At 73.1% G+C, this 24,721-nt stretch carries 18 protein-coding genes and 1 pseudogene; 7 read left to right on the forward strand and 12 right to left on the reverse strand.

Translation table 11 applies throughout. From position 1 onward, the window contains the following. The 4 genes from F9278_RS37845 to F9278_RS37860 all read right to left on the reverse strand — a co-directional run bounded on the left by F9278_RS37845 (nucleotide 1) and on the right by F9278_RS37860 (nucleotide 4,727). On the reverse strand, nucleotides 1-816 hold the full coding sequence (locus tag F9278_RS37845; protein WP_152172317.1) for a C39 family peptidase: 816 nt from the start codon (nucleotides 814-816) through the stop codon (nucleotides 1-3). Beyond that, a complete protein-coding gene (locus F9278_RS37850) occupies nucleotides 813-2,585 on the reverse strand; it encodes a dynamin family protein (protein WP_152172318.1) in 1,773 nt (590 codons plus the stop codon). Before F9278_RS37850 ends, F9278_RS37845 begins: the two co-directional genes overlap by 4 nt. A 340-nt stretch (nucleotides 2,586-2,925) precedes the next feature. After that, the gene (locus tag F9278_RS37855; RefSeq protein ID WP_152172319.1) at nucleotides 2,926-3,642 is read right to left on the reverse strand and encodes an alpha/beta fold hydrolase; all 717 of its coding nucleotides are present in this window, start codon (nucleotides 3,640-3,642) and stop codon (nucleotides 2,926-2,928) included. Nucleotides 3,643-3,683: 41 nt separating this feature from the next. After that, nucleotides 3,684-4,727 carry an alpha/beta hydrolase gene (locus F9278_RS37860; protein ID WP_226967126.1) on the reverse strand — a complete coding sequence of 348 codons (1,044 nt, stop codon included), beginning with the start codon at nucleotides 4,725-4,727 and terminating at the stop codon, nucleotides 3,684-3,686. Between the two features lie 281 nt (nucleotides 4,728-5,008). Between F9278_RS37860 and F9278_RS37865 the strand changes: the two genes are divergently transcribed. Continuing rightward, a complete protein-coding gene (locus F9278_RS37865; RefSeq protein ID WP_152172320.1) occupies nucleotides 5,009-5,671 on the forward strand; it encodes a hydrolase in 663 nt (220 codons plus the stop codon). Here the strand turns inward: F9278_RS37865 and F9278_RS37870 are convergent. From F9278_RS37870 to F9278_RS37885, 4 genes and pseudogenes are all read right to left on the reverse strand, one after another. Further along, nucleotides 5,646-6,623, reverse strand: coding sequence for a helix-turn-helix domain-containing protein (locus F9278_RS37870; RefSeq protein ID WP_152172321.1), 978 nt, complete (start codon nucleotides 6,621-6,623; stop codon nucleotides 5,646-5,648). The two genes, F9278_RS37865 and F9278_RS37870, sit on opposite strands and share 26 nt — an antisense overlap. 151 nt (nucleotides 6,624-6,774) lie before the next feature. Then, nucleotides 6,775-8,751: an AfsR/SARP family transcriptional regulator gene (locus tag F9278_RS37875; RefSeq protein ID WP_152172322.1), complete on the reverse strand. Its 1,977-nt coding sequence runs from the start codon at nucleotides 8,749-8,751 to the stop codon at nucleotides 6,775-6,777. Between the two features lie 139 nt (nucleotides 8,752-8,890). After that, nucleotides 8,891-11,863: an AfsR/SARP family transcriptional regulator gene (locus F9278_RS37880; RefSeq protein ID WP_152172323.1), complete on the reverse strand. Its 2,973-nt coding sequence runs from the start codon at nucleotides 11,861-11,863 to the stop codon at nucleotides 8,891-8,893. A gap of 320 nt (nucleotides 11,864-12,183) precedes the next feature. After that, nucleotides 12,184-12,672: pseudogene (locus tag F9278_RS37885) on the reverse strand (GNAT family N-acetyltransferase); the annotation flags it as partial. 133 nt (nucleotides 12,673-12,805) lie between these two features. Here F9278_RS37885 and F9278_RS37890 point away from each other — a divergent pair. The 4 genes from F9278_RS37890 to F9278_RS37905 all read left to right on the forward strand — a co-directional run bounded on the left by F9278_RS37890 (nucleotide 12,806) and on the right by F9278_RS37905 (nucleotide 19,750). Continuing rightward, nucleotides 12,806-14,020 (forward strand): MFS transporter, encoded by a 1,215-nt coding sequence (locus F9278_RS37890; protein WP_193241822.1) that lies wholly within the window; start codon nucleotides 12,806-12,808, stop codon nucleotides 14,018-14,020. A gap of 54 nt (nucleotides 14,021-14,074) precedes the next feature. Beyond that, on the forward strand, nucleotides 14,075-15,856 hold the full coding sequence (locus F9278_RS37895; RefSeq protein WP_152172324.1) for a glycoside hydrolase family 35 protein: 1,782 nt from the start codon (nucleotides 14,075-14,077) through the stop codon (nucleotides 15,854-15,856). Beyond that, a complete protein-coding gene (locus tag F9278_RS37900; RefSeq protein ID WP_152172325.1) occupies nucleotides 15,856-18,348 on the forward strand; it encodes a beta-galactosidase in 2,493 nt (830 codons plus the stop codon). Before F9278_RS37895 ends, F9278_RS37900 begins: the two co-directional genes overlap by 1 nt. Nucleotides 18,349-18,670: 322 nt before the next feature. Beyond that, nucleotides 18,671-19,750 carry a LacI family DNA-binding transcriptional regulator gene (locus tag F9278_RS37905; RefSeq protein WP_152172326.1) on the forward strand — a complete coding sequence of 360 codons (1,080 nt, stop codon included), beginning with the start codon at nucleotides 18,671-18,673 and terminating at the stop codon, nucleotides 19,748-19,750. Between the two features lie 115 nt (nucleotides 19,751-19,865). Here F9278_RS37905 and F9278_RS37910 read toward each other — a convergent pair whose 3' ends face one another. The 3 genes from F9278_RS37910 to F9278_RS37920 all read right to left on the reverse strand — a co-directional run bounded on the left by F9278_RS37910 (nucleotide 19,866) and on the right by F9278_RS37920 (nucleotide 21,940). Continuing rightward, entirely contained in the window at nucleotides 19,866-20,681 is an 816-nt protein-coding gene (locus F9278_RS37910) for an SAM-dependent methyltransferase (RefSeq protein ID WP_152172327.1), read from the reverse strand. 97 nt (nucleotides 20,682-20,778) lie between these two features. After that, nucleotides 20,779-21,051, reverse strand: coding sequence for a DUF397 domain-containing protein (locus F9278_RS37915; RefSeq protein WP_152174373.1), 273 nt, complete (start codon nucleotides 21,049-21,051; stop codon nucleotides 20,779-20,781). A gap of 13 nt (nucleotides 21,052-21,064) precedes the next feature. Next, a complete protein-coding gene (locus F9278_RS37920; protein ID WP_152172328.1) occupies nucleotides 21,065-21,940 on the reverse strand; it encodes a helix-turn-helix domain-containing protein in 876 nt (291 codons plus the stop codon). A 476-nt stretch (nucleotides 21,941-22,416) separates the two neighbouring features. On the opposite strand from F9278_RS37920, the gene F9278_RS37925 reads away from it, so the two are divergent. Further along, the gene (locus F9278_RS37925) at nucleotides 22,417-22,884 is read left to right on the forward strand and encodes an ATP-binding protein (protein WP_152172329.1); all 468 of its coding nucleotides are present in this window, start codon (nucleotides 22,417-22,419) and stop codon (nucleotides 22,882-22,884) included. Nucleotides 22,885-22,976: 92 nt separating this feature from the next. Continuing rightward, nucleotides 22,977-23,960, forward strand: coding sequence for an adenosine kinase (locus F9278_RS37930; RefSeq protein WP_152172330.1), 984 nt, complete (start codon nucleotides 22,977-22,979; stop codon nucleotides 23,958-23,960). Between the two features lie 160 nt (nucleotides 23,961-24,120). Here the strand turns inward: F9278_RS37930 and F9278_RS37935 are convergent, their stop codons facing one another. Further along, nucleotides 24,121-24,720 carry a GTP-binding protein gene (locus tag F9278_RS37935; RefSeq protein ID WP_152172331.1) on the reverse strand — a complete coding sequence of 200 codons (600 nt, stop codon included), beginning with the start codon at nucleotides 24,718-24,720 and terminating at the stop codon, nucleotides 24,121-24,123. Nucleotide 24,721 lies beyond the last annotated feature (1 nt).

The following is a 24,721-nucleotide window of genomic DNA, read 5'->3' on the forward strand; positions in this document are numbered from 1 at the left end:
TCATATCTCCCGTGAGGTGCCCGCGGCGACGAGGAAGTTGCCGGAGTCCTGCCAGGCGCCCATGAACTCGTCCAGCGGCACCTCCAGGCCCTGGCCGTCGGGGTGCCCGGAATCGTTGAGGATCACCGTCGGGTGCGCGGGGTCGCTGTTGTCGATGCCGGTGACCCAGACGGCGTGGTTGGCGTCCTGCCCCGCGATGCCCGGCGCGTCACCGAGGAGGTCGTCGTCCGGGTCGTGTCCCGGTGCCCAGATCTCCTGCGCGTCCAGGGTGACGATCGCGGCACCGCCGTCCGCGATCACGCCCTCCAACTGCTCCAGGGACGCGCCCTCCACCTGCCGCACCGGCACACCGTGCAGTCCCAGCAGGCTCCCCACGTGCTCGGGCAGGGTGCCGGTCCCGTCGTACCACTCCCTGCTCATCGCCTCCTCGGTGAGCTGCTCCTCGCTGACGCGCTCCCCGGTCAGATACTCCAGGACCATGCCCTGGGCACTGATCGCGCAGGCCATCTGCCCCTCCTGTTGCTGCCAGAGGTCCATGGCCTCGCCGGGGTTGCCGAGGACGGCGGCGGGATCGCTCCGCGCGGGGTCGAAGTTCGGCAGGTCCGGGACGCCGTCGTCGGTGGCCGGCGCCCCGTCCGGGGCGAGGTCCGGAGCCGGGTCCGGGTCAAGGGCCGGATCGCTCTGCGGGTCGGCGTACGGGTCCGGTGGTACGGCGTACGGGTCCGTCAGGTCGGCGTACGGGTCCGTCAGGTCGGCGTACGGGTCCGTCAGATCCGCGTCCGGGTCGGCACCCGGGTCGTACGGGTCCCAGCTCATGGGGCACTCCTCTCACCGTCGAGCCCGATCGGGTCGTTGCCGTCGTCGTCGCCGCCGTCACGGCCGCCGTCGCCGTCGTCCCTGTCGCCGTACAGCAGGACGCGCGCCCGGTCGACGAGGTCGGCGACGCGTTCGTACGACCGCAGCACCACCCGTGCGACCGTCAGCGTGGGGCGGTCGAGCAGTGGGTCCCCGGCGCGGGCGGCCCAGTGGGCGGCGCGGGCGCGGGCGGTGCTCAGCAGGACGTCGACCGGGGTGTCCGGCGGCAGGCCGAGCCGGGCCGCGCAGCCGGGGCCCCGCTCTCCGGTGACCGCGAGGAGCTGGGCCTCCTCCGGGGCGGTCAGGTTCAGCCGGCCGCGGTAGTGGGCGCCCAGCGCGGCCAGTTCGGACGGGCCGGGGTCGCTGATCCGGGCGCTCTCCAGCAGCCCGGCGACCCGGTCCGCCACCCGTGGGGGCCGCCGCCCGGCGCGCTGTGCCGTGGCGCGCAGCCGGGCCACCTCGTCGGCGATCTCGCGCTGCCCGTGGTCCAGTTTGATCAGGGCGGACCGGTTGCCGAAGTGCCGCAGCACCAGGCCCCGCAGCTCGGTCACCCCGCTGTGTTCCAGCAGCCGCCGGCGCACCTCCGCCTCGGCCAGCCCCTCCCGGAGGTAGCCACAGGCCAGGAACACGCCCCACGCCCCCAGCCGGCCCACCAGCGAGGCCCTCACCTCCGCCGGAACGGGCAGGTCCGGATGGTCGCGGACACAGAACAGATGGACGTCCTCCATCCGTTCGGCCAGCAGCCTGGGCTCCACCTCCGCGAGGTCGGCGAGCGGTCCGAAACCGTCGCCCGGCAGGCACTGGGCGCCCACCCCGAGCAGCCCGGCGACGGGCACGATCGTGCGGAACACCCGCCGGACCAGGGGCCGTTCACCGTAGGACTCGGCGATACGACGGGCCGTCGCCATGGGGTCGTAGGTGAGATAGCCGGCCGGTTCCAGCGGCATGCCGTCCCGGCCGGTCTCGCCCACGGGCGGCCAGTACTGGTCGCTGCGGGAGAGCACCCCGAACGCCTTCAGCGGGCTGACCACCTCTCCGTACGAGCCCGCGAAGGAATCCACCGCCTGCTGGTCGGCCCGGCCCAGGCCGCGGCTGAACACGAAGACGACCGCGTCCGCCCGGTCCATCTCGGCGGCGCTCTCCGCGTGCACGGAACGGGCGTCCTGGCCCAGCTCGGCGAGCACCCGGGCCGCCTCCGTCCGCTCGGCGGGATCGTCGATGCCCAGGAAGGCGAGGGTGTTCTCGGCGTCGGTGCCGTGCACACTGCCCAGGCCCGGGGTGTCCACCACCCGGAAGCGGCGCAGCAGCGGGCTCGGTCTGCCCACCTCCACCTTCCGCACCGCACGCAGCAGGCCCAGCCCGTCGCGGGAGCGCACGGTCAGCCGGGACAGCGCGTCCGGAGGCCACTCCTCGGGCGTCCGGCCGTCCTTGAAGTGGACGGTCAGCCGCGGGTGCGCGGAGTGGTGGAACTCGCAGACGTTGAAGGTGAGTTCCAACTGCCCGGTGTCCGAGACCTCTTCGCCGAGCAGCGCGTTCACCAGGGTCGACTTGCCGCGCTTGATCTGGCCCGCGACGGCGACCCGCATCGGCTGCCCCATACGGGCGCGCGCGGCGTTCACCACGGCGTGCAGGCGCTCCGCGAGCGGGTCGGCCGGGTCGATCTCACGGGCGATCCTGGCGAAGACCTGGTCGTGCGGTGCGGTGGCCGAGAAGTCCGGTGGGCTCGGCATCCCGGTCACCCCGCCGGGTCCGTGGGGTCTGTTCGCCCGGAAATGAACAGAGTTGACCCCGTGCCTGATGATGGCATGCGTTCCCCCGATGCCGGTCTCGGGACCGGTCCCCCCGCTCCCCGTGCCGACGGCAACAGAGTGGCAGCGCGTCGGGCATCAGGCGAGGGTTTTGGCGGGAACTACCCTTTTCCTGGGGCGCACGGCGTATTCATGGGGGCGTGCGCTGGTATGCGATGTGCGCCGGGGTGCAGAGGCAAGGCGCCCCCCGCCCGGTGGTGCCGGACGGGGCCTCGCCTCTGCCAGGCCGACCCGGACGGGCCGGGCTGATCTGATCTGATCGTCAGCCTGTCGCTCGTACCGCGTCGCGGATCACCGACGCGACCTCCTCGGGGCGGGAGACCGCCACGGCGTGGGAGGCGCCCTCGATCTCGATGACGGTGGCGCCCGCGCGCTTGGCGCCGAAGCGCTGGACGTCGGGGTTGATGGCCTCGTCGGCGTCGGCGACGACGGCCCAGGAGGGCTTGTCCTGCCAGGCGGCGGTCGCGGCCGGTTCGGTGAACACCGAGGCGGACAGCGGGCGTTGGGAGACCGCGAGAATCCTGGTCACCTCGGCCGGGACGTCGGCGGCGAAGATGTCGGGGAACGCGTCCTGCTTGATGGTGACCTCGACGCCGGGTTCGGCGCCGTCGACGGGGTACGTCCACTCGTCGAGGTTGGCGACCAGCGGTGCGAGCGGGAAGCGACCCTGCAACTCGCCCAGGCTCTCGCCCTGTTCGGGGACGTACGCGGCCACGTAGACCAGTCCGACGACGTTCTCGGCGGCGCCGGCCACCGTGATGATCGCGCCGCCGTAGGAGTGGCCGACGAGGACGACCGGGCCGTCGATCTGGGCCGCCGCCGAGGCGATGTACGCGGCGTCGGAGGCCAGGCCGCGCAGCGGGTTCGGCAGCGCGCGGACGGGGATGTCGTGGCCGCGCAGCTCCTCGACGACGCCGGCCCAGCTGGACGCGTCGGCGAAGGCGCCGTGCACGAGCAGGACGGTGGGGGTGGGGGACATGGGGGTGCTCCTGGTGGTGGGTGGGGTCGGAGGTCGGAGGGTCAGTCGGTGTGGAGGGCCCGGCGCAGGGTGTTCGTGGCCAGGGTGATCGCGGCCTCGGCGGCGTGCGTCCCCCGCAGGGCGTTGAGCATGACGAAGTCGTGGATGATGCCCTGGAAACGCACGGCGGTCACCGGTACGCCCGCCTCGCGCAGCTTGTTCGCGTATGCCTCGCCCTCGTCCCGCAGCACGTCGGCCTCACCCGTGATGACGAGGGCCGGGGGCAGGTCCTTGAGCTGCTCGACGCTCGCCCGCAGCGGGGACGCGGTGATCTGGGCGCGCTCGGCCTCGTCGGTCGTGTACTGGTCCCAGAACCACCGCATGCCGTCGCGGCGCAGGAAGTACCCGGTGGCGAACTGCTCGTACGAGCCGGTGTCGAAGTTCGCGTCGGTCACCGGGTAGAACAGCACCTGCTGGACCAGCGGGACGTCACCGCGCTGCTTGGCCATCAGGGTCAGCGCGGCGGTCATGTTGCCGCCGACCGAGTCACCGGCGACGGCCAGCCGGGCCCCGTCCAGCTCCTTCGACGCGCCCTGCTCGACGACCCACTTCGCGACCGCGTAGTTCTGCTCGATGGCGACCGGGTAACGGGCCTCGGGGGAGAGGTCGTACTCGGGGAAGACCACGGCGGCGTGCGCGCCGACCGCCAGCTCGCGCACCAGCCGGTCATGGGTGTGCGCGTTGCCGAACACCCAGCCCGCGCCATGGATGTAGAGCACGACCGGCAGGACGCCCTCGGCGCCGGCGGGCCGCACGATCCGGGCCCGGACGCTGCCCGTCGGGCCGCCCGGGACGGTGATCCACTCCTCGTCGACGTCCGGCTTCCCGGTCTCGCCGGACTGCACCTCGTCGACCGCCTTCCGGCCCTCGGCGGGCGGCAGTTCGAAGAGGAAGGGCGGGTTGGCGGTGGCCTCGGCGAAGGCGGTCGCCGCCGGCTCCAGGACCGGACGGGTCGGCTCGGAGGTGTCGGAGGTGTCGGAGGTGTCGGAGGTGTCGGAGGTGTCGGAGGTGTCGGAGGTGTCGGAGGTGTCGAAGGTGTCGGACATGTGGTTCTCCCGATGTGATGCGTGCGGTACTTCGTGATGCGTGCGGTACTTCCGTACTTCGCCCAGCACGCTAGAACCGGGGGACCCCGGGGAATTGCCCGTCAGCGCACCGGCTCCGGTCCGGGAGCGCACGGCATCCGGAACGCCGGTCCCCAGTGCGCTGTGAGCGCGAACGCGGTGCGCCTCCGGAACAGGGGCCGGCGTCCGCCCCGCCTAGCTTCGAAGACGATCGCGAAAGCAACGGCGAACGCGCGAAAGCGCTCCGAGGAGAGGCATCCCCGATGGTCGGCATCGACGACGTCACCGCAACCCCCGGCCCCGACCTGCTCACCCCCGACAACTGCGCGGTCCTGTTCGTGGACCACCAGCCGCAGATGTTCTTCGGCACCGGCAGTGGCGACCGCACCGCGATCATCAACGCGACCGTGGGCCTGGCCAAGGCCGCCAAGGTCTTCGACGTGCCGGTGGTCCTCGGCACGGTGGCCGCCGAGTCCTTCTCCGGCCCGCTGCTGCCGCAGCTCGCGGACGTCTTCCCCGGCCGGAAGACCGTCGACCGTACGACCATGAACGCCTGGGAGGACGTCGCCTTCGTCGAGGCGGTGAAGGCCACCGGCCGCGAGAAGCTGGTGATCGCGGGGCTGTGGACCGAGGTCTGTGTCGTCCTGCCCGCCCTGTCCGCGCTCGCCCAGGGCTACGAGGTGTACGTCGTCACCGACGCGTCCGGCGGGGTCAGCCCGCAGGCCCACGAGCACGCCGTGCAGCGGATGATCCAGGCCGGTGCCGTACCGGTGACCTGGGTGCAGGTGCTCCTGGAGTTCCAGCGCGACTGGGCCCGCACGGAGACGTACGGACCCACCACCGAGGTCGTCAAGGAGCACGGCGGGGCCTACGGCCTCGGCATCGTCCACGCGCAGGCCGTCATCGGCGAGCACGCGGCGGGCTGAGGCGCGGCGGGCGGGACGCCAGGGGCGCCGCCGCGTCCCGCCACTCGCTCGGTGACATGCCGTACGCCGCCCGGAACACCCGGCTGAAGTGGGTCGCGCTCAGAAAGCCCCAGCGGCCGGCGACCGAGGCGATGGTGCGGCGGTTACGGATGCCGAGCACGAGGTCGCGGCGGCACTCCTCCAGGCGGCGCCGCTGGATCCAGCGGCCCACGGTCGTGCCCTCGTCCTGGAAGAGCTTGTGCAGATAGCGCACCGAGATGTGGTGGGCGCCCGCGATCACCTCGGGCGACAGATCCGCGTCGGCCAGATGCTCGTCGATGAACCGCAGCACCCGGGCCACCAGCGGCGACCGGCCGCTCGGCGCGCCCGGCCCGCCGGGTGTGCCGGGTGTGCCGGGTGTGCTCGGGATGGCCGGTGGGTCCGTCATGGTCCGTCCCGACTGCTCGGTGGCGAGGGTGGCCAGCAGGTTCACGGCGTTCCTGGCGAGCAGTTCGCCGACCAGGGGCTCGGCCGAGACCGCCGTGTCGGCCAGCTCGGACAGGAACGGCGACAGCAGCGTCCCCAGCCGGGACGACCGGGCGACCGGGGTCGCGACGACGCGCCGCAACTCCCCGTCCGCGAGGCCCAGTTCCTCGCGCGGGACGAGAAGGACCTTCAGCCGGGCGTGCGTGGGGAAGTCCAGGCGCGGCGGGTGGTCGGCGTCGTAGAAACAGATGTCTCCGGGCCGGAGGGAGACATCCGGTGTCCGCGCGGCGGGCGGGATGCCGGTGCCGCGCACGCCCACCAGCAGATACGCGCCGCTCGCCCGCGCGGTCAGCCGGTACGCGCCCGCCCCGGGCCGGCCGTCCCCGGGCAGCTCCGCGGTCGTCCCGTCGAGGCCGGGACCCAGGTCGAGCACGGAGATGCGGAGGTCGGCCGCCGCTCCGATCGCGCTGGTGTCGGACCTGCTCATCTGTCGCTTCCTCCACGGCTGTTCGAGCCCACCCGTCTGTCACTGCCCTCGGAGCGTAGGAAGGGAGATGTGAAAAAAGTGTGACGGTGGAGTGCCGGTGGAGGTCCGTAGGTGGGGTGCGTGGGGTGCGTGGGGTGCGTGGGGGATGCGGTTATGGGGTGTCCGGGGAGTCGTAGCGCTCGGCCAGTTCGGTGGCGAAGGCGCGCAGCAGGGTGTGCTGGGTGTAGCGGCCGGGGGCGTGTTCGACGACGAGGTGGGCGTCGGCGAGGTCGTCGAGCAGCAGCCGGGCGCGTCGGGGCGGGAGGCCGAGCAGGGTCGCGGCCGTGTCCGGGGTCAGGTCCGGGCCGGGGTGTGACGACAACAGCCGGAACAGGCGCGCGGGTTCGGGCGGCAGTCGGCGGTAGGAGCGGGCGAAGGCGGTACGCGGGTCGGTCGGGATATCGGCGGGGATGTGGGCCGGGGCGCCGACAGGGGCGGTCGGTGTTCCGCCGGTGGGGGTGAAGGCGTCGAGGCTGGTCCGGGTGTGCCGGAGTTCCGCCGCGACGGCTGCGAGCGGCAGGGTCGGGTGGGTGGCGGCGCGGGCGGCGACGAGGGTCAGGGCCAGCGGCAGGCGACCGCACCGGGTGACGATCTCCTCGGCCGCCCCGGGCTCGGCGGCGGGTAGGGCGGGGCCGGTGTGCGCCGCGAGCATCCTGCTCGCGTCCGCCGCCGACGGCAGGTCCAGGCGCAGCGGACGGGTGCCCGAAGCGATCAGGCCGGACAGCCCCCGGCGACTGGTGACCAGCGTCAGACAGCCGGGCGACGCGGGCAGCAGCGGCCGTACCTGCTCGGTGTCGGCCGCGTCGTCCAGCACGAGCAGCAGCCGTCGGCCGGTCACCACGCTGCGGTACAGCCCGGCGAGGGAGTCCGTCCGGCCCGGCATACGCGCGGACGGCACCCCGAGCGCGACGAGCAGCCCCCGCAACGCCTCCGCCGGCTCCAGCGGCGCCCGGACGGGGTCGAACCCCCGCAGCCGGACGTGCAGTTGGCCGTCCGGGAACCGGTCCGCGACCCGATGCGCCCAGTGCACCGCCAGCGCGGTCTTCCCTACGCCGGGCATTCCGCAGATCAGCACGGAGGCGGGGGGCTGTGCGGGAGTGTGCGGGGGCGCGTCGGCGGGGACGGCCGCCGAGTCCGTGGTCTGAGCGAGGAGACCGATCTCGGACCGCCTGCCGATGAACACGGGGAGATCGGGAGGGAGTTGGCGGGAATCGCCGCGGTCGGCAGTGCGGTCGGCAGTGCGGGTGGCGGCGCGGGTGGCAGCGCGGTCGACCGCATCGGGCCGGGCCGGGCTGGTGGTGGGGCTCGGATGCGGCGGCGGGCCGGGTGGGGCCCATTCCTGGCGGAGTACCCGCGCGTGGGCCGTGGTCAGTTCCGGGCCGGGCTTCACCGCCAACTCCTCGGCCAGCAGCCGTCGTACGCGCTCATAGGCGGTCAGGGCCTCCGCCTGGAGGCCGGACGACGCGAGGGCCATGATGTGCGCGGCGTGCAACGACTCGTCCAGGGGCGCGAGTTCGAGGGACCGGCGCAGCCGGGGCAGCAGCTGCTCGGAGTCGCCGCTGAGGAGTGCCGCGTCGGCGGCCATCCGGGTCGTGCGGATCAACTCCCTTTCCACCGAGGCGAACACGGCGTGCACCCGTGCCGCCGCGGGGATGCCCATGGCCACCGGGCCGCGCCACTCGCCCAGCGCGTCCAGGAAGTGCGCCGACGCGGCCTCGGACCGCCCCGTGGCCGCCGCCCGCATCCCCCGCTTCGTCAGCGCGCGGAACCGCAGCAGATCGACCTCGTCCTCGTCCGCCTCCAGCAGACAGCCCCCGGCGCGGCGCGGCAGCCGTCGTCCCGGCGCCCGGGGCGGCAGCCCGGGTTCGAGCAGCCGCCGCAGCGAACCGGCGTAACGACGCACCACGTTCCGGGCGCTGGCCGGTGCCCGCTCGGGCCACAGTACGTCGACGATCTCACCCCACGGCACGGGTCGGCCGGCCCGCACCACCAACAGCCCCAGCAGCGCGCGCTGTTGCGGGAACCCGAGATCCAGCTCCTCCCCGTCGTCCCGGCACACCCGCAGCGGCCCCAGCACCTCGAACCGCATCAAGTCCCCTCGGCGGACGGCCTGACGGCACTCACCCGGGTCACCCGCATCGCCCGCATCGCCCGCGTCACCCGGGTCACCCGCATCGCCCGCATCGCCCGCGTCGCCCGCGTCACCCGGGTCACCCGCGTCGTCCGGGTCACCCGCGTCGCCCGCTCGCGTCGAGCTGGGCCCTGACCCGGTCGGCGTCGGGGTGGCCGAGGGTGATGAGGAGGGTGAGGGCCTGCTGCCGGACCTCGTGGGCGGTGTCGTGGTCGCCCATCGCCGTATGCGTGTCGCCGATGTGGACGAGGGTGCAGGCCTCCAGATACGGCACCCCCAGCTCCCGGTAGAGGGCGAGGGCGTGGCCGTAGCCGACGAGGGCGTTCGGATGGCGGCCGAGGTGGTGGTGGGCGTAGGCGAGGGTGTGCCAGGTGGCGGCCTCGCCGTAGCGGTCGCCGAGTTCCTGGAGCAGGGCCAGGGCCTCGTGGCAGTGCCGCAGGGCCTCCCGGTACTCGCCGAGCAGCGCGTGGTACCAGCCGACGGAGTTGAGGACACTGGCGTACGCGGAGCGCCGGCCGCCCGCCCGGAACAGTTCCATGGCCAGCCGGTTGTGGTGCAGGGCGCCGGGCAGATCCCCCTCCTGGTCGTGGGTCCAGCCGAGGCTGCGATGGGTGTCGGCCCGCCCGACGTCGTCCCCCAGCCCGGCGAAGAGCGACAGCGCGCGGTCGAGCCGGGGGCGGGCGGTGCCGTGCAGCCCGAGCCGGCTCTCGGCCCGTGCCAGCGCGCGCAGCCCCCTGGCCTCCCACCCGGGATCCCCCGTCCGCAGCGCCGCGTCGAGCGCGATCCGCTGGACCGTCGCCCAGTCGTGCCAGTGCCCCCGCCGGTCGAAGAACGGCTCCAGCGACCAGGCCAGCGCACCCGCCACCCGGTCCCGGCCGGACCGGGCCGCCGCCCCGACCACGGCGAGCAGCACCGGATACTCGGCGGTCAGCCAGGCGAGCGCCTCCTCATGACCGGCGAGCGGTTCGGCGCGGACCCCGGCCGGGGCGGGCTCCGGCGGCAACGGGTCCGCGTACGGGGCGAGGAGCGGCTCGGCGGTGTGCGCGGTGTGCGCGTAGTACGCGTACAGCCGCTCGACGGCCGCCTCGCGCTCGCTCTCCGGGCGCTGCTCCTCCAGGAGTTCGGCCGCGTGGGCGCGCAGCAGGTCGTGCAGGGCGTACCGGCCCGGGGCGGGCTCGCCCAGGAGATGGACGTCGGTCAGTTCGGCGAGGAGCCGCCGCGCCCGGCGCGCGGGCAGCCCGGTGAGCGCGGCCGTCGCCGCCACCGAGAAGTCCGGGCCGGGATGCAGCGCGAGCAGCGGGAAGAGACGGGCCGCCTCCGGCGACACGGCACCCAGCGACCAGGAGAACACCGCGCCGACGTTCGCGGACGGGTCCGTGCGGCTGAACGCGTCCAGACTGCCGTGCGCCGCGCGCAGTTCCGCCGCGATCGCCGACAGCGGGAAACCGGGGTGCGCGGCGGCGCGCGCCGCGACACAGGCCAGCGCCAGCGGAAGCCCACCGCACAGCGCCGCGATCTCGGCCACCGCCCGCGCCTGCCCGGTCAGCCGCCCGGTCCCCAGCCGGCGTTCGAGGAACGCCCGCGCCTGCCCGGCGTCCAGCGGACGCAACGCCAGCGTGTGCGCGCCGTGCGAGGAGACCAGGCCCGACAGCTGGTCGCGGCTGGTGACGATGGTGAGACAGCCGGGCGTGCCCGGCAGCAACGGCCGTACCTGCTCGGTGTCCCGCGCGTTGTCCAGCAGCACCAGGAACCGTCGCCCCGCCAACAGGCCGCGGTACAGCGCCGCCTGGGCGTCCACCCCGTGCGGGACCCGCTCCGGCGGTACGCCCAGCGCGTCGAGGAAGACCCGCACCGCCTCCCCGGCCTCCATCACGGCACCCGACGGCGCGAACCCCCGCAGATTGACGTAGAGCTGCCCGTCCGGGTACCGGTCCGCGACCCGGTGCGCCCAGTGCACGGCGAGCGTCGTCTTGCCGATCCCGGCCATCCCGCCGATGGCACTGATCACCACGGTGCCGAGGGGGCCCACGCCGGGGCCGCCGCGATCGTCCAGGAGCGCCAGCACCTGCTCCAGCTCGGCACGACGCCCGGTGAACGTCGGCAGATCGTGCGGGAGTTGGGCGGGTACGGCGGTCGGCGCCTGAGCCTGTGCTCCCGCCCGCGGACCAGGCGTACCGACGGCCGCAGCAGCCACCACCTCCTCCGCTTCGGCCCCGGAGGACACGGGCTCCGGCGAACCGGCGCCGTGGGAAGGGGAGTTGTGGGTGTCGGTGTCTCGCGACCCCGCATCCCGCCGGAGGCCCTCGCCGAGGACAGCCCGGTGGGCGTCCCGGAGCTCCGGTCCCGGATCGATGCCCAGTTCCTCGGCGAGCCGCTCGCGGGCGGCCCGGTAGGCGCCCAGCGCCTCGGCCTCGTGTCCGGTGGCGGCCAGTACGCGCACGAGCCGGGCCAGCAGGGGTTCGTCCAACGGGTCGTCGGCCACCGCTTCCTGGAGCGGGGACAGCACGGCGGCGGGGATGCCGGCCCGCAGCGCCGCGTCGGCCGCCTCCCGTACCGCCGCCGCCCGCTCCCGGTCGACCGGCGGGAACCCGGCGCGCTCCCGCACCTCCTCGGGCAGGCCCGCCCCGACCGGTCCCCGCCACAGCCCCAGCGCCTCGGTGAGCAGCTCCACGACCCGGGCCGCCGATCGGCCCGTGTCGCCGCCGACCCGTCGCGCCTCGTCCCGCAGCCGACGGAACCGCAGCAGATCCAGGGAGTCGGCGTCGACCAGGAGCCGGTACCCGCCCGCGTTCCGTATCAGCCACCGGCCGGTGGCGCGGTTGGGCAGACCGGGCTCCAACATCCGCCGCAGCGAGCCCACATGACGCCGGATCACATTCACGGCACTGTCCGGCGGCAGCGGCCCCCACAGCACGTCGACGATCTCGCTGACCGCCACCGGCTGCCCGGCCCGCACCAGCAACAGCGCCAGCAGCGCCCGCTCCTGCGGACGTCCCCACGCCGGCTCCACCCCCGTCCGCTCCACCCGGACCGACCCCAGAACCGCGAACCGCACCGGCTCCAGCGCCAATTGGCCCTCCTGATATCTCGTATCTTTACGTTATCGAGACTGTAGTCGCGTCTCGGCATTCCGGGTATTTCGGCCCGGAAGGTCCGTCACATCACCAAAGCGTGAGGGCTTCGGCTTGAGTACGGTCTCTCGCTTCTGTGTGCCGCCGGCGCGGCAGGGTTGCGCCACCTGCCCGCCCCGCCTCCGCCTTGTGGCGGGGGCGGGTGGCGCGGGTCTTCCGGTCGGCTCCACGAGGCTTCGACACCGCCGGGGCGGTGTCCTGGTCTCCGGCCACTCCGGTACCAGTCGTGCAGGCTGCCGCGAGGGCGGCGAGGTTGCGGCCGTTCGTGGAGGGCCGCCGCGGCGGTGTCGGACGCCACCACGTCCAGCACCGGGTGCGGAACGCGGTGCCGGGCCTCGGAGACAGCCTGTGCCATGAGTGTGGCTCCGGGCCCCAGGCCGCGGGCCCACGGGGCGACGAAGAGGCGGTTGATCACGGCCGTCTCGTCCACGCCCACCCCCGCGCGGGCGCTCCACAGCGCGGGTGCGGCGTCGTCGGCGCCGCTGGGGGACAGACCGATGTGGCCGGCGATCCGGCCGTCCACCTCCACCACCCAGGCGGCGAGGAGCGAGGGCGGTGACAGCCGTGCGTCTGGCCGGTCGGGCCAGTTCACCGGGTAGCCGTCGCGTTCATGGACCTCCGCGAGGACGCGGACGCAGCCCCCGAGATCGCGGTCGGTCCGAGACCGGACCTCGCCTGTCGTACGTCCGCCGGACACGCTCTCGCTCCTGCCGCTCGTCACGGCCGCATCGAAGCACACGGCGGGCATCGGCCGCGTGGCATTTCCGTCCCGGTCCCGGTGCCGCGCCGCTCTCGTACGGCGTCCGCTGCCGGGATCTTGACGGCGGTGATGTTACCGGTAACACTGCGAGAGCCCCAGCCATGGAGAGGCGGAGTCCCGCGTGCCCGACACACCGACCGCGCAAGAGGTGAAGCACGTCCGACCGGCCCCGCGACCACGGGTGTTCAGCCCCGCCGCCGTGGTCGCCTCCTGCGTCGGCTTCATCCTGATCGGCGCGCTCCAGGCGCTCTACGGCCCCGCCATCCCGGCCTTCCGCGACGAGTACGACCTCTCGCCGTCGGCCGCCGGGCTCGGCCTGAGCGCCCACTTCATCGGCGGTGTCGTCGGCGTACTGCTCTTCGACCGGCTGTTCGGGCGGATCGGCAACCGGCGGCTCCTCGGCACCTCGTATCTGCTGATGGCCGTCGGCGCGGCGGGCTTCGCGCTCGCCCCGAACTGGCCCGCCGGTCTCGCCGCCGCACTGCTCGCCGGGTTCGGCTTCGGCGGTATCGACTACGGCCTCAACCAGCTCTGCGCCGTCGGTTTCGGCCACCGCTCCACCGCCATGCTGAACATCCTCAACGCCCACTTCGGCATCGGCGCGATCCTCGGCCCCGCCCTGATCGCCGCCTTCGGCGCCGAGCACTACCCGGCGCTCTTCCTGGCCTTCGCCGCCGCCAACCTGCCGCTGCTGCTCTGTCTGCGGGGCGTACGCGACCGGGTGCCGCGGCCCGGCACCGAGACGGCCGAGAGCCGGCCCGGCGGCTCGGTGCTGGGCCGCAGCCTGGGCTCGGTGCTCGGCGTGTTCGTCGCCCTCTACGTCCTGCACGTCGGCATCGAGGCAGGTGTCGGCGGCTGGGAACCCACCCACCTGGAGACGGTCGGCTACGGCGCCGGAGCCGCCGCGACCGCCACCTCCGTGTACTGGCTGATGATGACGGTCGGCCGCTTCCTGGTCGCCCCCCTCGCCCTGCGCCACTCACCGCAGACGATCATCACCGTGTCCTGCGCGGGCATGACCGTCTGCCTGCTGCTGGCCTCGGTGCCCTGGCTCGCCCCGTACGCCTACGCCGGAGTCGGCCTGTTCATCGCGCCGATCTTCCCCACCGGTCTGCCCTGGCTGAACGCCGCCGCGCCCCGGGCCCGCCGCGCCGGAGCCCTTGTGATCGCCGCCTCCCTGGTCGGGGGAGTGGTGGCGGGCCCGGCGCTCGGCAGGGCCATCGAGTGGTCCGGCGTCCGCGCGGTCCCGCTGCTGCTCTGCGCGGTCTCGGCCATCTGCCTCCTGGCCACCCTCTGGCTGATCCGCGCCACCCGCCCCGGCTCGACGCCCCCCTAGGTCGTGTCGTCACCCTCCCGCCCGCCCCGCACCCCCCACCGAAGGGAAACAGCCTTGCGCACGCCCGCTCTCACCACGTCGTCCGACGGTTTCCTGCTCCACGGCGAGCCGTTCCGGATCATCTCCGGAGCGATGCACTACTTCCGCATCCACCCCGACCTGTGGGCCGACCGGCTGCGCAAGGCCCGGCTGATGGGCCTCAACACCGTGGAGACGTACGTCCCCTGGAACCTCCATCAGCCCGACCCCGACAGCCCGCTCGTCCTCGACGGACTGCTCGACCTGCCCCGCTACCTCAGCCTCGCCCGCGCCGAGGGCCTGCACGTCCTGCTGCGCCCCGGCCCGTACATCTGCGCCGAGTGGGACGGCGGCGGTCTGCCCTCCTGGCTCACCTCGGACCCCGACATCCGGCTGCGCTCCAGCGACCCCCGCTTCACGAACGCCCTCGACCGCTATCTCGACATCCTGCTGCCCCCGCTGCTGCCGTACATGGCGGCGAACGACGGCCCGGTCATCGCCGTCCAGGTCGAGAACGAGTACGGGGCGTACGGCGACGACACCGCGTATCTCAAGCACGTCCACCAGGCGCTGCGGTCACGCGGCATCGAGGAACTGCTCCTCACCTGCGACCAGGCGGGCTCCGCCCATCACCTGGCCGCCGGGAGCCTGCCCGGTGTCCTGTCCACCGCCACCTTCGGCGGAAGGATCGAGGAGTCCCTCGCGGCCCTTCGGGCGCACCAGCCCGAAGGGCCCCTGATGTGCTCGGAGTTCTGGATCGGCTGGTTCGACCACTGGGGCGAGGAGCACCACGTCCGGGACGCCGAGAGCGCCGCCGCCGACCTCGACAGACTGCTGGCCGCCGGTGCCTCCGTCAACATCTACATGTTCCACGGCGGCACCAACTTCGGCTTCACCAACGGCGCCAACCACGACCAGTGCTACGCCCCGATCGTCACCTCCTACGACTACGACGCCGCCCTCGGCGAGTCCGGCGACCCCGGCCCCAAGTACCACGCGTTCCGTGAAGTGATCGCCCGTCACGCGCCGGTACCGGAGGAGCCGGTCCCGGCCGTCTCGCCCAAACTCGGCGGAATCACCGTGGAGTTGGACCGCAGGGCACCTCTGCTGCCGTACGCCACATCCCTCGACTCCTCCGTGGGGCGGTCCGAACACCCGCTCACCATGGAGGAGTTCGGGCAGCGCTCCGGCTACGCCCTCTACCGTACGACCCTCCCCGAGGCGGGCGACGGACTGCTCCACTTCGAGGGCGGCGTCGGCGACCGCGCCCAGGTCTTCGTGGACGGCGCCCCCGTCGGCGTACTGGAACGCGAACGCCACGACGAGACCCTGCCGTTGCGCGTCCCGCACCCCGGCGCCACGCTGGACGTGCTCGTGGAGAACATGGGCGGCGTCAACTACGGCCCCCGCATCGGCGCCGCCAAGGGCCTCCTCGGCCCGGTCACCTTCAACGGCACCGCGCTGCTCGGCTGGGACACCCACCGCCTCCCGCTGGCCGACCTGTCCACGGTCCCCTTCGCCCCGGCCGGCACCGAGGCCGCCCCGGTCACCGTCCCCGCCTTCCACCGGGGCACCTTCGCGATCGAGACCCCCGCCGACACCTTCCTCGCGCTGCCCGGCTGGACCAAGGGCCAGGCCTGGATCAACGGCTTCCACCTCGGCCGCTACTGGAACCGGGGCCCACAGCGCACCCTCTACGTCCCCGCCCCCGTCCTGCGCCCCGGCGCCAACGACCTGGTCCTGCTGGAACTCAACGCCACGACCAGCGCCCGCGCGCGGCTCACGGACACGCCCGACCTGGGCCCGGTGAAGCCCTGATGACACCGCCGCAGCCGCAGCCGCACCGGCTGCGGCTCCCGGCCGGGCGGGTGCCGCCCCTGCGCGGCCACCTCCCCTTCGCCGACGCGCCGGACGTGCCCGACCCCATCGAGGTCACCAGCCGCTGGCTGACACGGGGCGGCCGTCCGTGGTTCCCCGTCTCCGGCGAGTTCCACTACAGCCGCTACCCGGCCGGGGAGTGGGAGGAGGAACTGCTGAAGATGAAGGCGGGCGGGGTGACGGCCGTCGCCTCGTACGTCATCTGGATCCACCACGAGGAGACCGAGGGCCGGATCCGCTTCGACGGCGACCGCGATCTGCGCCGCTTCGCCGAACTCTGCGCCCGCCACGGCCTGGACCTCGTCCCCCGCATCGGCCCCTGGGTGCACGCCGAGGTCCGCAACGGCGGCCTGCCCGACTGGGTCCTGACCCGCACGGACGCGCCCCGCACCGACGACCCGGCCTACCTCGCCGTCGTACGGCCCTGGTTCACGGCGATCGGCGAGCAACTGCGCGGATTGGGCCGGTCGAACGGCGGCCCCGTCGTCGCGATCCAGATCGAGAACGAGCTGTACGACCAGCCGGGACACCTCCTGACCTTGAAGCGGACGGCCCAGGAGGCGGGTCTGTCGGCGCCCCTGTGGACGTCGACCGCCTGGGGCGGCGTGCGCCTGCCGCCGGACGAACTCCTCCCCCTGTACGGCGGCTACACCGAGACCTTCTGGACCGAGGCGGACGGCGGCTGGTCCGACACCTGCCGCAAGCACTTCTTCTTCACCGACCAGCGCGACGACGAGGGCATCGGAGCGGACCTCCGCCCGACCACCGTGCGCGGCGGCGACCTCTCCGCCTCGGCGGCCCGATTCCCGTGGGCCACCTGCGAGTTGGGCGGCGGCATGGCGGTGGCCTACCACCGCCGGCCGCGTGTCGAGGCCGCCGACATCGGCGCCCTCGGCCTCACCAAGATCGGCTGCGGCTCGGTCTGGCAGGGCTACTACATGTTCCACGGAGGCACCAACCCGCCGGGCGACCGCACCCCCCTCCAGGAGTCCCACACCACCGGCTACCCCAACGACCTCCCCGTCCTCACCTACGACTTCCAGGCGCCCCTCGGCGAGTACGGCCAGTACCGCCCCTCCTACGACGAACTCCGCCTCCAGCACCTGCTGTTGGCCGACTTCGGTCGGCTGATCGCGCCGATGGACTCGGTGCTCCCCGAGCGACGGCCGACGGGGCAGCACGACCGGGAGACGCTGAGATGGGCGGTGCGGGGAGACGGCCGCTCGGGCTTCCTCTTCGTCAACAACCATCAGCCGCACGAGCCGTTGCCCGAGCGCCCGGGGACGTCGTTCGAGGTGGAGTTCCCGGACACGGACGGTTCGGGCGGCTCGGATGGTTCGCGCGGTTCGGGCGGCTCGGGTGGCGGAGTGCTGTCGTTGCCGAGTTCACCCGTCACGATTCCCCAAGGGGCTTACTTCTGCTGGCCGTTGAGGCTGGAGGTCGCCGGGCTGCGGCTCGACTGGGCCACCGCGCAACCCGTCTGCACGGTCGACGACGGCCGGGGCCGAACCGTGCTGGTCCTGGCCGCCGTCGACGGCATCGACCCCGAACTCGCCCTGGACGTAAGGACGGTGACCACCCTCTCGGTTCCCTCGGGCGAGGTCGCCACCGTCGGTGACCGCATCCTGGTGACCGGGCTGCGGCCGGGTACCGACGCGCTGGTCGAGGTGGACGCCGCCGACGGCGGCCGGGTCGGTCTGCTCGTCCTGGACGCGGCGACGGCCCGTACCGCCTACCGGGGCCGGGCCTGGGGCGCCGAGCGGCTGGTGCTCGCCGAGGCCGGGGGCGGGGTGGTCTTCGACGGGTACGCGGACGAGGTGCGGGTGCATGGGCCGAGCCCGGAACCGTCCCTCGCCGTGCTGCCCGCGCCGGAGCGGGCTCCGGTGGTGGCCGGGGCGACGGTGAAGGAGGCGGCGGACGGGGTGTTCGTCCGCTACACGGTGGTGTCGGGGGAGGACGGCCGAGGGTGTGCCCCCGGCGGGGTGCCGGTCACCCTCGTGCGGTGCGCGGGGGAGGCGCCGCCCGTCGGCACGGGGGTGCTGGGGCGGGCGAGTGCGCCGGGGGAGGAGTGGTTCGGTGCGGTGGCCGCCGAGTATGTCGTCGGGGTGCCGGAGGGAGTGCGGGCGGGGTCGCTGCTGCGGGTGCGGTGGAGGGGGGATGTGGCGCGGGCGTATGTGGGGGACCGGCTTGTGGCCGACCAGTTCTACTCGGGGGAGGGCGCAGGGGCGGGTACGGGCGGTGTCTGGGACATCGGGCTCGACCGGCTGCCGGTGGAGGCGTGGGGGCCCGAGGGGTTGCGGCTGCGAGTGCTCCCGCTGCGGGCCGGGGCGCCGGTCCATGTGCCGGGATGGCCGGGAGACTCCGAGATCCCGGCGGAGATCACCGAAGCGGCCCTGATCACCCACCACACCCACCACCTCCGCCCCGGCTGAACGCCCCTTCGACCCCCTTGGCGGGGCGGGTGGGTGAGTGCGGGTTCGGTGGGCGCTTCTCGCGCAGTTCCCCGCGCCCCTCAAAGGGCCGAAAGCACGGGGCGCAGCCCCGGCTTTTCAGGGGCGCGGGGAACTGGGCGAGAAGCCCCACCGGACCCGCCCCCGACCGACAGACGCACCCCGCGCGGAGCGCGAAGGGGGTCGAAGGGGCGCAGCCCCCGGGGAGGGGACGGGTAGGGGCGGCGGGGGCGAAACCGCCGGATCTATCCTGTGGCCCCGGACAGACCCCCGATCCGGCCCCCGTCGAAAGGGAACCAGCCGCATGCCCCGAAGCACCACGAACGGCACCGCGGCCGACCCCCCCGACACCACCCCCCGATCCCGCAGCCGCCGCAACTTCGCCGGCACCCGCCCGGTGATGGCCGACGTGGCCCACCTCGCCGGCGTCTCCAAGCAGACCGTCTCCCGTGTCCTCAACGACAACCCCGCGGTCCGCCCGGAGACCCGCCAGGCCGTGCGGGAGGCCATGCGCACCCTCGGCTACCGCCCCAGCCGCAGCGCCCGCTCCCTGGCCAGCGGCCGGACGAGGATGCTCGGAGTGATCTCCTTCGACGCGGCCCGCTACGGCCCCGCCGCCACCCTGACCGCGATCAACACGGCGGCCCAGGAGGCGGGCTACCTCGTCAGCTCCATCGCCCTGGACACGGCCGACCGGGACACCGTCGTCGCCGCGGTGGACCGGCTGTCGGCCGAGGGCGCGGACGGCGTCATCGCCATCGCCCCACAGCGCCCGGTCGCCACCGCACTCGCCCGAGCCCGCCCGGACACCCCGCTGGTCATGCTGGACAACGGCCTCGGCGACGGCACCCCCGTCGTCTCCTCGGACTTCACGGCGGGCGCCCGCCTGGCCACCGAACATCTGCTCGGCCTCGGTCACCGCACGGTCTGGCACATCGCGGGACCCACCGGCTGGACGTCCGCCGACCGCCGTGCCGCGAGCTGGCGGGAGACCCTGAAGCGGGCCGGCGCACGCGTCCACGCGCCGCTCGTCGGGGACTGGAGCGCCGACTCCGGCTATGAACTCGGCCGGCGGCTCGCGGCCCGTCCGGACGTCACCGCCGTGTTCGCCTCCAACGACCAGATGGCCCTCGGCCTGCTGCGCGCGCTGCACGAGGCGGGGCGCCGGGTCCCGGACGACTTCAGCGTGGTCGGCTACGACGACATCCCGGAGGCGGCGCATCTGCTGCCGCCGCTGACGACGATCCGTACGGACTTCTCGTTGATCGGCACGATGGCGCTGCGCTTGCTGGTGCGGCAGTTGGACGAGCCGGGGGATTCGGGGCGGGACTCGGTGATTCCTGTCGAGCTGATCGTTCGGGACAGTACGGGGGGCGCGGGGTAGGTTCCGGGCGCCTACGGGGGTGCCTCTGGGGGTTTTCGGGCGACTGCGGGTTCGTGGTGGCCGGGCGCGCGGTTCCCCGCGCCCCTTCAGGGCGCGGGGAACGTGCCGTCCTGCCTCAGGGCTTTCTTGCGATCGCCCCGTACATCGCGATGTCCTCGTCGCGGATGCCCTCCTCGCCCGTGCCGTCCGGGAGCCACTTGTGGACCTGGACGATGCCGGGCTCGACGAGGTCGAGGCCGTCGAAGAACTCGTGGGCCTCGTCGATGGTGCGCAGCCGCATCGGCATGTCGCGGGCCGCGTACTCGCGGGCGACCCGGCCCACCTCCTCGGGGGCGAACTCGGCGGTGGCGATCGTCATCGCCAGATAGCTGCCCGAGGGCAGCGGTTCGAGGAGCCGGCGGACGATGCCGACCGCGTCGTCCTCGTCCAGCACGAAGTGGACGATCGCGATCACGGTGAGCGCGACCGGCTTGGACAGGTCGAGGGTGTCCCCGAACTCGGCGGAACCGAGGACGGTCTCGGGGTCCTGGAAGTCGGCCTCGATGTACGCGGTCTTGCCCTCGGGGGTGCTGGCCAGCAGCCCCTGGGACAGGGTGAGGACGATCGGGTCGTTGTCCACGTAGACGACCCGTGACTCGGGGGCCACCGACTGGGCTATCTCGTGGAGGTTGGGGGAGGTGGGGATGCCGGTTCCGATGTCGAGGAACTGGCGCATGCCCGCCTTCTCGGCGAGCCAGCGCACCGCGCGGTTCATCCAGTCGCGGTTGGCGCGCATATGGACCGGCAGGGCCGGCCACTCGTGCGCCATCGCGTCACCGGCCTCCTTGTCGGCCGGGTAGTAGTCCTTGCCGCCGAGGATGTAGTCGTAGATACGCGCGGAGTGCGCGTGCTCCGTGTCGATCCGGTCGGCCGGCCATCCGTTGTCGGGCAACGCCGTCCCTCCCATCAGGTCGTGTCGTACAGACGAGGTGTCGGTTCTCAAACAAGTGGTGCGTCAACGAGGCGTGGCAGCAAGCGGGTTGAGCGGTTCAGAGCAGGAAGTCGGCGTCGCCCGCTTTCACACCGGTGAGGAAGCTGGTCATCTCTCGGGGGGTGAAGAGCAGTGCGGGCCCGTCGGGATCGGTCGACTGCCGTACGGCGACCCGGCCGTCGGCGAGCTTCTTGACCTCCACGCAGGCACCGCCCGCGTCGTCGCTCCACGGCCGGTGCCAGTCCTGGACACCGAGATCGCGGGCCGGCATGCCGTTGCGGACGCCGCCTGTGTGGAGGCCGTTGCGTACTCCGTGGGGGTTGTGGGACATGTGGTGGTGCACGTCAGAGCTCCTTGCGTAGCGCGCCGAGGAGGGCCTCGGTCTTGCGGGCGGGCGCCGACTGCGCGCCCAGCCGGTCCAGAGCCTCGCGGTACACGACGACGTCCTCCCTTTTGTCGAGGTAGACGGCGCCCACCAGACCGTTGAGATAGACGATGTCCGGCAACTCGGGTGCTCTGAACCGGAAGAGATGGAACGCACCGGCCCGCATCGCCGGGTGCGGACCGTTGTGGAACGGCATGAGCTGGACCGTCACATGCGGCAGCCGGTTCAGCTCGATCAGATGGTCGATCTGGGCGCGCATCACGTCCGGTCCGCCGACCGGCCATCTGAGCACCGTCTCGTCCATCACCACCCACAGCCGCGGCGGTTGCTCGCGGGTGAGGAGTTCCTGGCGCCGCATCCGCAGCGCCACCCGCCGCTCGGTGTCCTCCGTCGCCGCGTGCGGGTTGCCGGCGCCGAGCAGGGCACGGGCGTACTCCTCGGTCTGGAGCAGGCCGTGCACGAACTGCGCCTCGTACGCGCGGATCTGGAGGGCCGCCTGCTCCAGGCTGAGGTAGGCGGCGAACCAGTCGGGCAGGACGTCGCGGTAGGTGTGCCACCAGCCGCGCTTGTTGGCCTCGCGGACCGACTTCAGGAAGGTCTCGATCTCCTGCTGGTCGGAGACGCCGTAGATCTGGAGCAGTTTCTCGACATCGGGGAGGCGGAGCCGGGCGACCTTGGCGGCCTCCAGGCGGCGGATCGTGGAATGGCTGACTCCGATCGCCTCGCCCGCCTGCTCGAACGTCAGTCCGGCACGAGTGCGCAACTCCTCCAGCTGTCTGCCGAGGATCATGCGCAGCACGGAGGGGGCTCCGCCCCAGTCCGTTTCCGCGGTCACGCCCACCACCCCTCACGCCGGGCACCCGAGTCATGTCGAACTGGATTACGAGTCCTGAGCGTTTTCGTTCAAGGATTGCGCGTTGTTGTGCGAGTCGCTTCGAGAGCGCAGTCTGACACGATCTTGGCTCGAACGGGGGCAGCATGCCTCGCACAAATTGCAAATTTCAACTTGCTGGTTGCGAGGTGTTGTTCGCGGATGCCACAGTGGTCATACCGTCACGGCTTCGGTGAACGCTGAAGCTGCGCGGCCAGGTTGGGGGAGATGTGGCCGCAACTCAGCGCTGTTCCCCGCGAGTTGCCAGTGTTCGCGAGGGGCGGCGAGACGGCCGTGGCACCGGCACCGCTGCGGTGCGAAGGGCCGACGAAAGGCATACGGCGATGGCTCCGCCCACCCTCCCCCAGTCCACGGACCGGTTAGCCCCGACCATGTACCCACCCCTTGGAGCAGAGGCGTACGAACCCCACAGAGCGGGTGTGTTCGGACTGCCCGCGGTGCCCGCCTCGGCGGGCGAGGCGCGCAGAACCGTGCGCGAGTTGCTCGGCGAGTGGGGGGTGCGTCCGGAGACCCGCGAGGACGCCCTCCTGATCACGTCCGAGCTGGTCACCAACGCGTTGACGCACACGGACAGCGAGTGGATCGTGTGCCGGCTGCACCTCACCGGCCGACGGCTCCGGATCGAGGTCGAGGACCAGAACAGCCGTCGTACACAGCCTGCCCGGCGTCGTCCGGGCCCCGACGACCAGAACGGGCGAGGGCTCTTGCTGGTCGGCATGCTCAGCAGCGACTGGGGGGTGCGCGACACCCCACAACGGTCCGGTCGTGTCGTCTGGGCAGAACTGCCGTCGGAGGGCCGGGACACCGCCGATCCCGCCCCTCCGACGGCCCCGCGTGAGCGTCAGGGGCTACCGTTGACCGATTCGACCGACCCGTCCTGGACGTAGCGCCCAGTCCCGCCCGGCGGAGAGAGCCGCACATTGGGTACTGCCCCGCGCCCCTTCGGGGCGCGGGTGAGGCCGTCACCGCTGGAGGCACGTTGTCCACCGAGTCCGAGATCGACGTCCTCGTGCTCGGCGGGGCGGGGGTCGACACCATCGTGTACGTCCCCGAGCTGCCGCTTCCGTTCGCGGACAGTCATCTGGTGCCGGCCATCGAGACCCGGGCCGGGCAGACCGGTGACTTCCTGGCGGTGGCCGCGCACACGCTCGGTCTGCGGACCCATCACCTCGACCTGCTCGGCGACGACCACGAGGGCGACCTCGTCCGCGCCCTCCACCGCGACCGGGGCGTCCCCTTCACCGAGGCGCCCCTGCCCGGCGGCACCCGGCGCGCGGTGAACCTGGTCGGCCCGGACGGGCGCCGCTGCTCGCTCTACGACGGCAGCCGCAGCCAGGAGGTGGGCGAACTGCCACCGGACACGGTCCGCGCGCTGGCCGGCGTCAGCCGCCATGTGCACGTGTCCATCAGCCAACCCTGCGCCGCCTCCCTGCCGGTGCTGCGCGAGCTGGGGGTCACCGTCTCGACCGATCTGCACGACTGGGACGGCGTCAACCCGTACCACGAGCCCTTCGCGTACGCCGCCGACCTGGTGTTCGTATCCGCCGCCGCGCTGGCGGACCCGGAGCGCGTCATGCGCCGGATCGCCGAGCGGGGCCGGGCCCGGACCGTCGTCGCCACGGACGGGGCGCGGGGCGCGTACCACCTCGTCGACGGCGAACTGAGCCACATCCCGCCGGTGGCCCCGCCGTCGCCCGCCGTGGACTCCAACGGCGCCGGTGACGCCTTCGCGGCGGGCTATCTCCTCGGCCGGCTCACCGGCGAACCCCCGCACCGGTGCGGCCTGTTCGGCGCGATCGCGGGCGCGTACGCCTGCACGGTCCCCTCGACCCGCACCGACTCCATCGGCCGCACCGAACTGCTCGCCCGCGCCGAGGCGCTCGGCCGCGCCGAGGCGCTCGGCCGCGCCGAGGCGCTCGGCCGCGCCGAACCGCCCGCCAGGGCCCAGGAGTCGGCCCGCTGAGCGCTCGGCCCTGGGGCGTGTTTCGGAAGTCCCTTCTGCTCCGCGACGCCCGGCACGCCGAGAGCACGCTCCCCCGGTCTCGGCTTCGCTCGACCGGGAGGTACCCCCACGACGCCGCGGTGCCGCCCTTCGGGCGACGACGGGAATGTGACGACAGGCCCTAGCCCGGCCGGAGCCCGGCCGCCACCAGCCGGGCCTCCATCCGGCGGCGGGCCGCGCCGAGCACCGCCAGCAGGAGTTCCTTGCTGGAGTGGCGCTGGCGTACGTCGCACAGCAGGACCGGGATGTCGGGCGACAGGTCGAGCGCGTTGCGGACCTGTTCGGCGTCCACGTCACGGTTGCCGTCGAAGCAGTTGACGCCGACCGCGAACGGGATGTCACGGGACTCGAAGAAGTCGACCGCGGGGAAGCAGGCGTCGAGCTTGCGGGTGTCGGCGAGGACGACGGCCCCGAGCGCGCCGCTGCACAGGTCGTCCCACATGAACCAGAAGCGGTCCTGTCCCGGCGTACCGAAGAGGTAGAGCACCAGTTCGGAGGAGAAGGTGATGCGGCCGAAGTCCAGGGCGACGGTGGTCGAGACCTTCTTCTCGACGCCTCTGAGGTCGTCCACGCGTCTGCCGGCCGGGGTGATGTGCTCCTCGGTGGCCAGCGGGGTCACCTCGCTCACCGAGCCCACCATGGTGGTCTTGCCGACACCGAAGCCCCCCGCTATGAGGATCTTCAGCGCGGTGGGTACGAGGGGCTCGGAGCTGATGGACACC

Source organism: Streptomyces phaeolivaceus (genome assembly GCF_009184865.1).
Lineage (GTDB): Bacteria > Actinomycetota > Actinomycetes > Streptomycetales > Streptomycetaceae > Streptomyces > Streptomyces phaeolivaceus.